The sequence below is a fragment of the Rhodococcus sp. 11-3 genome, assembly GCF_023704055.1.
Taxonomy (GTDB): domain Bacteria; phylum Actinomycetota; class Actinomycetes; order Mycobacteriales; family Mycobacteriaceae; genus Rhodococcus; species Rhodococcus aetherivorans.
Genome location: NZ_CP080406.1, coordinates 1,975,885 through 1,988,408, shown reverse-complemented (window position 1 = coordinate 1,988,408; position 12,524 = coordinate 1,975,885). Strand labels below are relative to the sequence as shown.

Annotated in this window: 13 protein-coding genes; 5 read left to right on the top strand and 8 right to left on the bottom strand. The window is 71.2% G+C overall.

Annotated features, from left to right (window positions below; translation table 11 throughout):
• From KZJ41_RS09670 to KZJ41_RS09655, 4 genes are all read right to left on the bottom strand, one after another.
• Positions 1-966: a carbohydrate ABC transporter permease gene (locus KZJ41_RS09670; RefSeq protein WP_006938769.1), complete on the bottom strand. Its 966-nt coding sequence runs from the start codon at positions 964-966 to the stop codon at positions 1-3.
• Positions 963-2,297: an ABC transporter substrate-binding protein gene (locus KZJ41_RS09665; RefSeq protein ID WP_029542479.1), complete on the bottom strand. Its 1,335-nt coding sequence runs from the start codon at positions 2,295-2,297 to the stop codon at positions 963-965. The genes KZJ41_RS09670 and KZJ41_RS09665 overlap by 4 nt, the downstream gene beginning before the upstream one ends.
• A gap of 136 nt (positions 2,298-2,433) precedes the next feature.
• Complete coding sequence (locus KZJ41_RS09660; RefSeq protein WP_102799366.1) at positions 2,434-2,922, bottom strand: general stress protein; 489 nt, start codon at positions 2,920-2,922, stop codon at positions 2,434-2,436.
• Between the two features lie 131 nt (positions 2,923-3,053).
• Positions 3,054-4,010, bottom strand: a complete 957-nt coding sequence (locus tag KZJ41_RS09655) for a CoA ester lyase (RefSeq protein WP_029542478.1) — start codon at positions 4,008-4,010, stop codon at positions 3,054-3,056.
• Between the two features lie 58 nt (positions 4,011-4,068).
• On the opposite strand from KZJ41_RS09655, the gene KZJ41_RS09650 reads away from it, so the two are divergent.
• The 5 genes from KZJ41_RS09650 to KZJ41_RS09630 all read left to right on the top strand — a co-directional run bounded on the left by KZJ41_RS09650 (position 4,069) and on the right by KZJ41_RS09630 (position 9,129).
• Positions 4,069-5,343, top strand: coding sequence for a magnesium transporter MgtE N-terminal domain-containing protein (locus tag KZJ41_RS09650; protein ID WP_029542476.1), 1,275 nt, complete (start codon positions 4,069-4,071; stop codon positions 5,341-5,343).
• Positions 5,336-5,863 carry a DUF1003 domain-containing protein gene (locus KZJ41_RS09645; protein WP_029542474.1) on the top strand — a complete coding sequence of 176 codons (528 nt, stop codon included), beginning with the start codon at positions 5,336-5,338 and terminating at the stop codon, positions 5,861-5,863. The genes KZJ41_RS09650 and KZJ41_RS09645 overlap by 8 nt, the downstream gene beginning before the upstream one ends.
• Positions 5,864-5,951: 88 nt before the next feature.
• Positions 5,952-6,932: a hypothetical protein gene (locus KZJ41_RS09640; protein ID WP_251550691.1), complete on the top strand. Its 981-nt coding sequence runs from the start codon at positions 5,952-5,954 to the stop codon at positions 6,930-6,932.
• Positions 6,933-7,091: 159 nt separating this feature from the next.
• The gene (locus KZJ41_RS09635) at positions 7,092-7,970 is read left to right on the top strand and encodes a lytic murein transglycosylase (RefSeq protein WP_006938784.1); all 879 of its coding nucleotides are present in this window, start codon (positions 7,092-7,094) and stop codon (positions 7,968-7,970) included.
• 25 nt (positions 7,971-7,995) lie between these two features.
• The gene (locus KZJ41_RS09630) at positions 7,996-9,129 is read left to right on the top strand and encodes an Mrp/NBP35 family ATP-binding protein (RefSeq protein WP_006938786.1); all 1,134 of its coding nucleotides are present in this window, start codon (positions 7,996-7,998) and stop codon (positions 9,127-9,129) included.
• 70 nt (positions 9,130-9,199) lie between these two features.
• On the opposite strand, the gene tatB is transcribed toward KZJ41_RS09630, so the two are convergent.
• The 4 genes from tatB to sigE form a co-directional block, all read right to left on the bottom strand.
• Positions 9,200-9,580: a Sec-independent protein translocase protein TatB gene (gene tatB, locus KZJ41_RS09625; protein ID WP_006938788.1), complete on the bottom strand. Its 381-nt coding sequence runs from the start codon at positions 9,578-9,580 to the stop codon at positions 9,200-9,202.
• A gap of 84 nt (positions 9,581-9,664) precedes the next feature.
• On the bottom strand, positions 9,665-11,176 hold the full coding sequence (locus KZJ41_RS09620) for a S1C family serine protease (protein ID WP_050034865.1): 1,512 nt from the start codon (positions 11,174-11,176) through the stop codon (positions 9,665-9,667).
• A 130-nt stretch (positions 11,177-11,306) separates the two neighbouring features.
• Positions 11,307-11,660, bottom strand: coding sequence for a zf-HC2 domain-containing protein (locus tag KZJ41_RS09615; protein WP_029542469.1), 354 nt, complete (start codon positions 11,658-11,660; stop codon positions 11,307-11,309).
• Between the two features lie 16 nt (positions 11,661-11,676).
• On the bottom strand, positions 11,677-12,303 hold the full coding sequence (gene sigE / locus KZJ41_RS09610; protein WP_006938796.1) for an RNA polymerase sigma factor SigE: 627 nt from the start codon (positions 12,301-12,303) through the stop codon (positions 11,677-11,679).
• Positions 12,304-12,524: the final 221 nt, after the last annotated feature.

Genomic DNA, 12,524 nt, shown 5'->3' with positions numbered 1-12,524 from the left:
TCACCGTTTCCCTTCCGGATCGGAGCCCGGTGCGGACGCCCCGAACAGCTTGATGAACACGAACGCGATGATGGCCACGCACAGGAAGATCAGGACGCTGATCGCCGACCCGATCCCGAGGTTGAACGCCTTGAACAGGTTGTCGTATCCGAGGATCGACACCGAGCCCGTGCCGTTGGATCCGCGCGTGAGGACGTAGATGTTGTCGAAGATGCGGAAGGCGTCGAGGGTGCGGAACAGCAGGGCCACCAGGATCGCCGGCTTCATCAGCGGCACGATGATCCTGGTCAGCCGCGTCCATGCGCCGGCGCCGTCGACCTGGGCGGCGCGCAGCAGATCGTCCGGAACGAGGGCCAGCCCGGCGAGCAGCAGCAGCGCCATGAACGGGGTGGTCTTCCACACCTCGGCGAGCACGATGATCGCCAGCGACGGAAGCTGCTGCGTCAGTGGGGCACTGCCCTCGGGCAGGAGATTCGCGAGGTAACCGGTGCCCGGCGTCCACGCGTAGTACCAGCTGTAGGCCGCGGCGACGGTGACGATGCCGTACGGGATCAGCACCACGGTGCGGACGGTGCCCTTGCCGACGATGGTGCGGTGCATGATCAGCGCCAGTGTCAGGCCGAGGACGAACTCGATCGCCACCGACACGACGGTGATCCCGGCGGTCACGGCGAACGCCTGCCACCAGAACGCGTCGGTGAGGACCGAGACGTAGTTGGCCAGTCCGACGAACTCGCGTTCGTCGGGGAACCGCAGGTCGTACCGTTGCAGGCTCAGCCAGACCGCGTACCCCACCGGGTAGGCCGTGACGGCGAGCATCAGCAGCGCCGCGGGTGCGACGAGCCACAGCCCGAGCCGGCGTTCGGCCTTCTTCCCTTCGGAGAGAAGGGCTTTCTCGCGCCGGGACGGTGCGGTCCGGGCGCCCTCGGCCGGCGGGACGGGTCTGGTTGCGGGCGTGGTGGTCACGGGATCAGCCCTTCCGAATTGACCGCCTTGCGAACCTGTTCCGCGAGTTCGTCGACCGTGCGCGGCGGATCGATCCGGTCGACCGGGTTGAGCGTGGCGGTGATGAGCGTCGAAATGCTCTGGTAGGCGGGCGAAACCGGGCGCACCGCCGCGTTCTCGAGGCTCTCGCGCACCTCCCGCCACACGGGATACGCCTGCTGGAACTCCGGGTCGTCGTAGAGCGAGGCGAGAGTGGGCGGAACGCCGCCGTCGACGGCGTTGTTGCGCTGGTTCTCCTCGTTGCGCAGGCACTGCATCGCCTCGAACGCCAGGTCGGGGTTGCGGCTGGTGCGGGCGACAGCGATGTTGAACCCGCCGATGGTGACCCGTGCGGGCGTGCCGGCGATCACCGCCGGGTACGGCGCGGGGAGGAAGTTCTGCTCGCCGTTCACCGTCAGCACCGTGTTTCCGGTGTTCTCGGCGGTCACGTTGCCGTTGTCGTCGATGGAGGGCAGGAAGCCTTTCTCGGCGTTCTCGAGGATGCCGGGGTAGACGAACGGCCAGTTCACCTGGAAGGCGGCCTTGCCGCTCTCCATGCCCAGGCGGGCGGCGGCCTCGTCGGACTGGTTCAGCGACGGGTCCGCACCGGGCGCCGTCGCCACGCGCTTCATGATGTCGAGGGCCGTCACGGCGGCGTCACCGTCGGCCACGGTGACGGTGGTGCCGTCCTCGGCGACGACGGATCCGCCCGCGCTGGCGAGCAGGGTGTTGAACCACACCATCAGGCCCTCGTACTGGCGGGCCTGTACCCCGATCCAGCTGGGCCGGCCCTCGTCCGCGAGCCCGCTCGCGATGTCGATCATCTCGTCCCACGTCTGCGGCGGGCGGCCGCCGGGCATCAGGTCCTTGCGGTACCAGAGCAACTGGGTGTTCGTGTTCAGCGGAGCCGCGTACAGGGTGTCCTGCCACGTCGCCGAGGCCAGCGGCCCGGCGAGGGTGCCCTCGGACACCGAGGCCGCGACGTCCGGCGGCAGCGGCAGCGCCCATCCCGCCTCGGCGAACTCGGCCGTCCATACCACGTCGAGGGTCATCAGGTCCAGCGTGTCGTCATCGCCGGTGAGCCGCCGCGCGAGCTGCAGCCGCTGGTCGTCGGCGCCCTTCGGCAGGGTGCGCTGCTCGATCGTGTACCTGCCGCCGGCGGCGGCCGTGCAGTTCGCCGCCGCGGCGGCGTACTGCTCCGCACCGTCGGCGGCGGTGTAGAAACTCAGTACCGTCCCGCTGGACTCGCTGCCGCACGCCGCGACCGACGACAGCGCGAGCACCGCCGCGGCACCCACCAGTCCGACCCTCACCGCCCGTCTCCGCACCGCAGCCTCCGCCCGTCGTCCAGCGCGACGGTGACTTCCGTCACACTTGGTGCGAACGTAACGCACCGGGCGCCGGCGCGCGACCCAACTGCCGCCCGGAGCGGAACTGTGATCGAACGGTTTACAACGCGAGCTTGGCGAGCAGGTCCCGGGCCCGTTCGGCGTTGCGCGGCGCGCACAGCACGTCGTAACGGCCGGCCACCAGCTGCATCGTCGACGAGAAGTCACGCTGGCCGCGCGTCGCGGCGTACGGGATCGTCGTGGAGATCAGGCCGAAGACGATGCCGCCGACCATGCCGACGAGCAGGGGGCCGAGGAAGTCGGTCGAGAAGATCCCGAGCAGCAGGCCGAAGAACAGACCGAGCCAGGCGCCGGAGGCGATGCCGCCCCCGATCACCTTCGCCCACGTCAACCGGCCGGTGACCCGCTCGACCTGCATGAGGTCGACGCCCACGATGGTGACGTCCTCGACCGGGAAGGACTGGTCCGAGAGGTGGTCGACAGCCCGCTGCGCATCGGCGTAGGTGGTGTACGAACCGACCGGCCAGCCGCTCGGCGGAGTCGGCAGGCCCGGCGTGGCGCGTCCCGGCTGTCCGAGGGGGTTGGTCATCTTCGGCTCCTTCTCGTGACTGCGCGCCCCGATCCGGCGCACCTGTCCATTCTGCCCGTGTGCGCCTTCGGCGCCGGTGCGTCCTTTGGGTTGTTTCCGCCGCCCGAAGGACGCACCGGCGGCGCAGCCGCCTACTGCGGCGGCTCGAACTTCGTGGTGCGGGTCATCCCGGCCGCCCGGCCCTTCGCGGAGATCACCAGCGCCATCTTGCGGCTGGCCTCGTCGATCATCTCGTCCCCGAGCATCGCGGCGCCGCGCGCGCCGCCGGCCGCGGAGGTGTGCCACTCGTAGGCGTCGAGGATCATCTCGGCCTTGTCGTAGTCCTCCTGCCGCGGGCTGAAGACCTCGTTCGCGGCGTCGATCTGGCTGGGGTGCAGCACCCACTTGCCGTCGAAGCCGAGGGCAGCGGTCCGCTGCGCCGAGCGCCGGAACGCCTCGACGTCGCGGATCTGCAGGTACGGCCCGTCGATCGCCTGCAGGCCGTGGGCCCGGGCCGCCATGAGGATGGTCATGAGGATGTGGTGGTAGGCGTCGCCGCGGTCGTAGCCGTCGGGCTGCTCACCGACGACGAGGGTGCGCATGTTGATGCTCGCCATGAAGTCGGCCGGGCCGAACACCAGGGTCCGGACGCGCGGGCTCGCCGTGGCGATGGCGTTGATGTTGGTCAACCCGAGTGCGTCCTCGATCTGCGGTTCGATGCCGATGCGGCCCACCTCGAGGCCGTGGGCCTTCTCCACCTGGGTCAGCAGCAGATCGAGCGCCTGCACGTGGCTCGCGTCGGGGACCTTCGGCAGCAGGATCGCGTCGAGGTGCGCGCCGGCGCCGCCCACCACGGTGGCGACGTCGAGGTAGGTGGCGTCGGTCGTCCAGTCGTTGACCCGCACCACCTTCAGCTGCTCGCCCCATCCGTCCTCGTTGAGGGCCTCGACGATCGTCGTGCGGGCCTGCTCCTTCGCCAGCGGGGAGACGGCGTCCTCGAGGTCGAGGAACACCTCGTCGGCGGCGAGGCCCTTGGCCTTGTCGATCATCTTGCGGCTGCTGCCGGGAACGGCGAGCACGGACCTTCGGGGCCTGAAGTCGAACGACATGGGCTGGGCAGACCTCCGTGTTCCGAAATCGACGACCGCACGTTCTAGCCTGACCATCATGGCAGCAGTGAGCAAGGTATTCGCGGCGAGGCTCGCCGGTCTGGTGGTCCTCGGGCCCGACGGCGAGTCGATCGGCCGGGTGCGCGACGTCGTGCTCACCATCCGGATCGGCCGGCAGCAGCCCCGGGTGCTCGGCCTGGTCGTCGAACTGCCAACGCGCAAGCGAATATTCGTGCCGATGCTGCGGGTGACGGCGATCGAGCCGGGCGCCGTCACCCTGAACACCGGCAACGTGAGCCTGCGCCGGTTCACGCAGCGGCCGACCGAGGTGCTGGCGCTCGCGCAGGTGCTCGATTCGAAGGTCCGGGTCGACGATCCCGAGCTGGGCGAGCTCGCGGGCGTGGACGTGGTCGTCGTCGACCTCGGCATCGAACTGACCCGCACCCGGGACTGGCTGGTCTCGCGGGTGGCCGTGCGCGCGCACCGCGGCCGGCTGGGCCGGAGGTCCGCGATCCACGTCGTGGACTGGCAGCACGTGCACGGTCTGACCTACACCAACCTCGGGATGCCCGGCCAGGGCGTCTCGCAGCTGCTGCTGCAGTTCGAGGACATGCGCGCCGCCGACGTCGCGAACGCGCTCCGCGAGCTGCCGGAGAAGCGCCGGCACGAGGTGGCGGTCGCGCTGGACGACGAGCGGCTCGCCGACGTCGTGCAGGAGCTGCCCACCGACGACCAGACCGATCTGCTGATGCACCTCGAGGTGGAACGCGCCGCGGACCTGCTCGAGGCGATGGATCCCGACGACGCCGCGGATCTGCTCGGTGAGCTGCCCGACTCGGAGGCCGAGTCGCTGCTCCGCCTGATGGATCCGGAGGATTCGGAGCCGGTGCGGCGGTTGCTCGAGCACTCCCCCGACACCGCCGGCGGCCTGATGACCCCCGAGCCGGTGGTGCTCACCCCGGCGACGACGGTGGCCGAGGCGCTGGCCCGGGTCCGCGACCCGGACCTCACGCCGGCGCTCGCGTCGATGGTGTTCGTGGTGCGGCCGCCCACCGCGACCCCGACGGGCAAGTATCTGGGCTGCGTGCACCTGCAGCAGCTGCTCCGGGAGCCGCCGGCCGGCCTGGTGGGCGGGATCGTCGACAACGACCTGCCGCGACTGGACCCGGACGACTCGCTCACCGCGGTCACCCGGTACTTCGCGACGTACAACCTGGTGTGCGGGCCCGTGCTGGACGACGAGGGGCACCTGCTCGGTGCCGTGACGGTCGACGACGTGCTCGACCACCTGCTGCCCGAGGACTGGCGCGAGGAGGAGGCCGACGATGAGTGACCGTTCCGCCGTGGCCCGGCAGCGCCTCGACACCCCCCGCACCGGCCGCTTCCGGGTCAACTTCGACGTCGAGGCCGTCGGGCGCGTCAGCGAGTCGATCGCCCGGTTCCTCGGCACCGGGCGCTATCTGGCCATCCAGACCGTCGTGGTGATCGTGTGGATCCTGCTCAACGTCTTCGCCGTCGCGCTGCAGTGGGACCCGTACCCGTTCATCCTGCTGAACCTCGCGTTCTCCACGCAGGCCGCGTACGCCGCGCCGCTGATCCTGCTCGCCCAGAACCGGCAGGAGAACCGGGACCGGGTCTCCCTCGAGGTGGACCGGGCCCGCGCCGCCCAGACCAAGGCGGACACCGAGTTCCTGGCGCGTGAGCTGGCGGCGCTGCGGCTGGCCGTCGGCGAGGTGGCCACCCGCGACTATCTGCGCCGCGAACTCGACGATCTGCGCGCACTGCTGATCGAGCCGGGGGAGGAGGACACGGCAACGACGACGGCCGGTAAACCGCGCCCTCCCCGCCGCTGAGACGTGACTCGCTGTAACGTTCATCACAGCCGGTCGATGGTGTCGGTGGGGTAACGGTCCGCGACGAGTAGGTCTGTGGGGTGATGGCGTGCGCTGGCAGGGTCTGATCGCGGTGCCGGTGGTGCTCGGCGCGGGGTTCGCGGCGGTCGCGTCGTCGCCGGCGACGGTGGCCGCGACGGAGAACACGGAGCCGGTCGCCGTGACGGCGGCGGACGGCAGCACCGGGATCGGGGTGCTGCCGGCGGATCCGGCGTCGCCGCGGCCCGTGCGCGGAGCCGCGGGCACGGCTCCCGATCCCGCCGCGGACCTACCGCCCGCGGTCACGGTCGCTCCCGGACAGCCGTCTCCCGTGATGGCCGGTGAGGGCCCCCTGGCGATCCCCGAACTGGTGCTCTACGCGTACCGGGCGGCCGAGATGCAGCTCGCGATCAGCGAGCCCGGGTGCGCGCTGCCGTGGCATCTGCTCGCGGCGATCGGACGGATCACCTCGCAGCACGCCGATTCGGGACGCACCGACGTGCTCGGCACCCTCACCACCGCGCGCGTGGCCCCCGGGACCGGCAGGCTCGGGCCGATGCAGCTGCCCCCGGCGGTGTGGTCGCAGTTCTCGGCGGACGGCAATGCGGATGGCGCCGCCGACCCGCAGAACGTCTTCGACGCCACCCTGGCGGCCGGCACCTGGCTGTGCTCGGACGACGCTCGCCTCGCCGAGCCCGACGCCCGCGCCCGGGCAGCGGCCCGGTTCGACCCGTCGCCCGAGTTCGTCTCCAACGTGCAGGCCTGGTCGGCCGCCTACGAGAAGGGCGCCGCGGTCTCGCCGGGGATCGTCGTGCCACCCCCGATGCCGCCGGCCGTTCCGGCCTCGCCGAACACCGTCGACGTCGCCGAGACCGTCCCGGCTCCCGTCGCCGGGACCACCGGTGCGCCCCCACCGGGGCCGGTCCCGGCGCCCGCGGTCGAGCCGGACCCCGCCCCCGCGCCGGTCGTCGGGACACCGCCGCCCGCGCCGGTGCTGCCGCCGCTGCCGTGTCTCGTCCCGGCGCTGTGCCCGGCGCCGCCCGTGCCCTGATCCGGTCACGACTCGATCTCCCCGTAACCCCTCCCTGCCACCGTATGCCCAGCTCAGCGCGTTACATCACGGTAGGGTAACGGAAACGCATCACTTCATGTATGGTCGATACCGCCATGTAACGAAAGCGTCTCGGGGTAGGCGCCCAGGAGGTATCGAGTGGGCCGGCACAGAAAGCCTTCGGAGTCCAAGCTTCGCCGCAATTCGGTCATCGCCCTCACCGGACTGGTTCCGGTCGGCGTGGTCGCCGCCGCCACCAGCGCCGGTGCGAGCCCGAAGACCCTGTTCGGCGTCCAGGACACCGAAGCGGTGGCCGAGCCCGTGACCGCCGCGTCCGAGACCACCTACGTCGCCGACGGGGTCTCCCGCGACGTCGCCGCCGCAGCCGCCCTCATGACCGCCCCGGAGCCTACCGCGGAACCCGCGGCGGCCCCCGCGCCCGCCCCGGAGCCCGCCCCCGCCGCCCCGGCGCCGCTGCAGCCCGGCCCCCTCGGGATCCCCGGCATCAACTTCGCCGCCTACCAGAACGCCGAGCGGATCCTCGCCGCCGAGAACCCCGGCTGCAACATGTACTGGACGCTGCTCGCCGGCATCGGCCAGGTCGAGTCCGGCCACGCCAAGGGCGGCAAGGCCGACGACAAGGGCAACCTCCTCGAACCCGTGATCGGCCTGCCCCTCGACGGCAGCCTGCGCGGCCAGGCCGTCATCCGTGACACCGACGGCGGCACCCTGGACGGCGACACCGTCTACGACCGGGCGGTCGGCCCCATGCAGTTCATCCCGTCCACGTGGAAGCTCTACGCCGGTGACGGTGACGGCGACGGCGACGCCGACCCGCAGAACCTGTACGACTCCACCCTCACCACCGCCAAGTACCTGTGCGACGGCGGAAACAACATGCACGACATCGCGCAGGCCACCAAGGCCATCCATCGCTACAACAACTCCATGGCATACGTTGCCAACGTGCTCGCCTGGTCGGCCGCCTATTCGACCGGTGTCACCCCCAGCGCGGCGGACCTGCCGCGCATCCACTGATCGGGCGCCACCTACGATTGATGCCATGGCAGTCAGCGAGTCCGACGTTCGCAGCGCCCTGGCGCGGGTCCAGGATCCCGAGATCCGCAAGCCCATCACCGAGCTCGGCATGGTCAAGAGCATCGAGATCGGCGGCGACGGCAGCGTCGACGTCGGCATCTACCTGACAACCGCCGGCTGTCCGCTGCGCACCGAGATCACCGACCGCGTCACCAAGGCCGTCGCCGACGTCGCCGGGGTCTCCGCCGTGCGCGTCGAACTCGACGTCATGACCGACGAGCAGCGCACCGAGCTGCGCAAGTCGCTGCGCGGCGACTCCACCGAGCCGGTCATCCCGTTCGCCCAGCCCGGCTCGCTCACCCGCGTCTACGCGGTGGCCTCCGGCAAGGGCGGGGTCGGCAAGTCCTCCGTCACGGTCAACCTCGCCGCCGCGATGGCCGCGCGGGGCCTGTCCGTCGGCGTGCTCGACGCCGACATCTACGGCCATTCCATCCCACGGATGCTCGGCACCGACGCCAAGCCCACCCAGGTGGAGCGGATGATCATGCCGCCCGTCGCGCACGACGTGAAGATGATCTCCATCGCCCAGTTCACCCAGGGCAACACGCCCGTGGTCTGGCGCGGACCGATGCTGCACCGTGCGCTGCAGCAGTTCCTCGCCGACGTGTTCTGGGGCGATCTGGACGTGCTGCTGCTCGACCTGCCGCCCGGCACCGGCGACGTGGCGATCTCCGTCGCGCAGCTGATCCCGGGCGCCGAGATCCTCGTCGTCACCACGCCGCAGCAGGCCGCCGCGGAGGTCGCCGAACGGGCCGGCTCCATCGCGCTGCAGACCCGCCAGCGCATCGTCGGCGTCGTGGAGAACATGTCGTGGCTCGAACTGCCCGACGGTACCCGGATGGACGTGTTCGGCACGGGCGGCGGTCAGGCCGTCTCCGAGCGGCTCACCCGCGCCGTCGGCGCGACCGTCCCGCTGCTGGGCCAGATCCCGCTCGATCCGGCGGTGCGCGAGGCCGGCGACGCCGGCACCCCGATCGTTCTCAGTGCCCCCGAGTCGCCTGCGGGTACGGCGCTGCGCGAGATCGCCGAGAAGCTCGCCGTGCGGCGCCGCGGCCTGGCCGGCATGTCGCTGGGGATCGACACCACCCGCCACCTGTAGGCGCCTGCGGCGCCGGTGTGCCCTTCGGGTTGCTCCTGCCGCCCGAAGGACACACCGGCCGCGCAGCGGCCTACGTCGCGTCGGAGTCGATGGGGGGCTTCTCCCCGGCCGCCAGCGGCGGCGGGACGGGCTTGCTCACCGGCTTGGTGCCGGGCTTGTCGAAGTTGCCGGTGAGCAGCGAGTCGTCGCCGTCCAGCAGGTGCTTGGTGATGACCGCCTTGGGCGTCATGCCGCGCAGCTCGTTGAGTTCGGACAGGGGTTGACGCAGGTCGTCGAACTCGGGGCCCAGCTCCTCCTTCAGCTGCTCCTTCGCGCCGGACGCGTAGTCGCGGACCTGCCGCAGCGACTTGGTCACCCACGACACCGCGCCGGGCAGCCGCTCGGGGCCGAGGACCACGAGCGCCGCGACGAGGAGGACCATGAATTCGCCCCAACCGATGTTGCCGAACACCGCTCCAGGGTACGTGGTGCCGCGCCGTTCGCAGCCCGGAGGACCCAGGTCACAGCGAATTCCCAGCGAACAGGGAGCCGACGGTCAGTCGGACTGCGGGGTCACCTGCACGTCCACGAGACGGCCCGAGCGGACCAGCTGCACCGTCACTGGCTCGCCGATCTTCTGGGCGTGGACCGCGACGACCAGCTCGTCCGCGCTGGTGACCTCGCGGTCCCCGACCTTGACGATCACGTCGCCCTCGACGATCCCGGCCTGCTGCGCGGGGCTGCCCTCCTGCACGTTGGCCACCTCGGCGCCGCTGGCGACGTCGTTGACGACGCTGCGGGCGTTGACGCCGATCTCCGGGTGACGCATCGCGCCGGTGCGGATCAGTTCCTGGGTGACGGCGGTGACGTCGTCGATGGGAATGGCGAACCCCAGACCGACGGAACCGCCGGTCTCGGTCTTGATGGCCGAGTTGATGCCGATGACGCGGCCCTCGGCGTCGACGAGCGGGCCGCCGGAGTTGCCGGGGTTGATGGAGGCGTCGGTTTGCACCGCGTCGATCACGGCGTCGGTGTCGGTGCCCTGACCGCCCAGGCGCATCGGCCGGTTGAGGGCGCTGACGATGCCGCGGGTGACGGTCTTGCTCAACCCGAGCGGCGAACCCACGGCGATGACGTCCTCACCGACCTGCACGTCCCCGGAACGGCCCAGTTCGGCGACCGTGAGGTTGTCCACGTCGACGGAGAGCACTGCCAGGTCGGTCTTGATGTCGCGCCCGACGATCTGTGCGGGCACCTTGGTGCCGTCGTTGAAGGTGACCTGGATCTTCGCGTCCGGACCGGTCGCGGCCATCGAGATCACGTGGTTGTTGGTGACGATGTATCCGGCACCGTCGATCACGACACCGGACCCGGTGCCGGACTCGTCGCCGACGGTGACCTGGATGGAGACGACGGCGGGCAGCACCGCGTCGGCCACGCGGGCCACCTGCCCGGTCGGCAGGTCGCCGTCCTGCTCCACCTGGGCCAGCGTCACGCTGCGGCTGGTGAGGGAGCCGGTGTCGGACGTGATCAGCGCGACGACGAGACCGCCGATCATGCCGATGGTCAGCGCGACCGCCGCCAGCGTCGCGAGGGCGCGGGTCTCGATCCGACCGCCGAAGAGAACTTCCCGCAGCGTGAGCTTGGGGGCGGGCGGCAACGGGCGCTCATCGCGGGCCTGCGCAGGCGCGCCCAGGCGCACGTTCGTCGTGGGGTCGCGCCACGGGTCGGGCTCGGGGCCGTCCGCATCGGTCTCGGCGTCCGGGTCGGCCGGGGGCCGCTGCAGGATCTCGGAGGTGCCCACGGGTCGGCCGAATGCCTCGGCCAGCACCGGATCGGCGGGCGCACCGTGGCCGACCCGCGGCTCCGCGGCCCGTTCCTCGGCGGACCGGCCGAACGAGCCCGTCGTACCGGCCGGCCGGCCGAAGACGCTGCTGGCGGCGGCGTCGACGTCCGGGCGATAGACCGGGCGGGGCTGCAGGCGCGGGGCGTCGGCGCGGTGCGACACGCCCGGCGCGGGAGCGCCGTCCGTGTCCGACGTCGAGGCGGCCCGGCGCTCGGACTCCACTGATTCCGCTGTCACGCGTGCCCGTCTCCCCCGTGTCCGTCAGTCACGGTGCCCAGTATCACCGATGGCACCGGTGGCACCGCCACCGACCGTCGCGGGTCGATCACGGCGCGGAAGGACGCGAGCACCGTCAACGGCGCCAACGGATCGGCCAGCGCCGCCCGGCGGGCCAGGACTGGTCGGCCGCCAGCACTCCCCCGAAGCCGGGCGCGGACAGGTCCTGGTGGTGCTGCGGGATGTCGGCGAGGGCACCCAGGAGGGAACTCGGCATCGGGGGCGGCGCCGTCCGGGCGGCGTCGCGCAACGCGCGCCGGGCCTGCTGCTGGGCCTCGACCTCCGTGGCGCACTCCGGGCACACGGCCAGGTGCTCGGCCGCCCGGAGATACGCGTTCATCCGCAGTTCGCCGTCCACGTACGCTGCCACAGCCTCACTCGCCAGGTGCTCCGTGGAACCGAACCGGCGGGTCGGGTGTGCCCTCGTCATGAAATCCTCCTGGCGGCTACCCCGCATCGACTCGACCGACTTCGACCTTCCCATGCTCGCGCAGGTGCTCACGCAGCGCCTGCCGTCCGCGATGGATGCGGCTGCGCACCGTGCCGAGCTTGACTCCCAGTGTGGCACCGATCTCCTCGTAGGACAGGCCTTCGATGTCACACAGGACGACAGCAGCACGATAGTCCGGCGCCAGCGAGTCCAGGGCGGACTGCAGGTCGGCGCCGAGCCGGGCATCGTGGTAGATCTGCTCGGGGTCGGGGCCCTCGGAGGGCACGCGGTCGTAGTCCTCGGGCAGCGCCTCCATGCGGATGCGGTTGCGGCGCCGGACCATGTCGAGGAACAGGTTGGTGGTGATGCGGTGCAACCAGCCCTCGAAGGTGCCCGGCTGGTAGTTCTGCAGCGAGCGGAAGACCCGGATGAACGTGTCCTGGGTGAGGTCCTCGGCGTCCTGCGCGTTTCCGGACAAGCGGTAGGCGAGCCGGTACACCCGGTCGCCGTGCTCGCGCACCAGCTCGTCCCACGACGGCATCACCGCACGGTCACCGGTGGCGTCGAACACTGCCGTGCCGGTGAGCTCGACGTCGGCCGTGGGCTCGGCGTCGGGGCTGGGGAGCTGGGGGGAATCGGCCATGTGGATCGCTGGATCCTCCTCTTCGGGACCGCTGATCGTGGGTGTCGGTGTCTTCGTCCAACACCCGAGGGCGCCGGCTTGTTCCCGGTACCCCGATCGCGCTGTCGGTGCGGTCTGATGTGGTATCTACACCCTCACGCACGGGGATGTGGTGCCGATATGAGCAACCTGAGCATCGCCTGAGAATCCACCCGCCGTGCGCGCCTGCCTGCGACCGGCCC

What these genes read in the sequence shown, in the direction of transcription:
- KZJ41_RS09655 (WP_029542478.1), bottom strand. Translation starts at nt 4,010, where the DNA reads ATGTCGTTCGACTTCAGGCCCCGAAGGTCCGTGCTCGCCGTTCCCGGC.
- KZJ41_RS09650 (WP_029542476.1), top strand. Translation starts at nt 4,069, where the DNA reads ATGGCAGCAGTGAGCAAGGTATTCGCGGCGAGGCTCGCCGGTCTGGTG.
- KZJ41_RS09660 (WP_102799366.1), bottom strand. Translation starts at nt 2,922, where the DNA reads ATGACCAACCCCCTCGGACAGCCGGGACGCGCCACGCCGGGCCTGCCG.
- KZJ41_RS09630 (WP_006938786.1), top strand. Translation starts at nt 7,996, where the DNA reads ATGGCAGTCAGCGAGTCCGACGTTCGCAGCGCCCTGGCGCGGGTCCAG.
- KZJ41_RS09615 (WP_029542469.1), bottom strand. Translation starts at nt 11,660, where the DNA reads ATGACGAGGGCACACCCGACCCGCCGGTTCGGTTCCACGGAGCACCTG.
- sigE (WP_006938796.1), bottom strand. Translation starts at nt 12,303, where the DNA reads ATGGCCGATTCCCCCCAGCTCCCCAGCCCCGACGCCGAGCCCACGGCC.
- KZJ41_RS09645 (WP_029542474.1), top strand. Translation starts at nt 5,336, where the DNA reads ATGAGTGACCGTTCCGCCGTGGCCCGGCAGCGCCTCGACACCCCCCGC.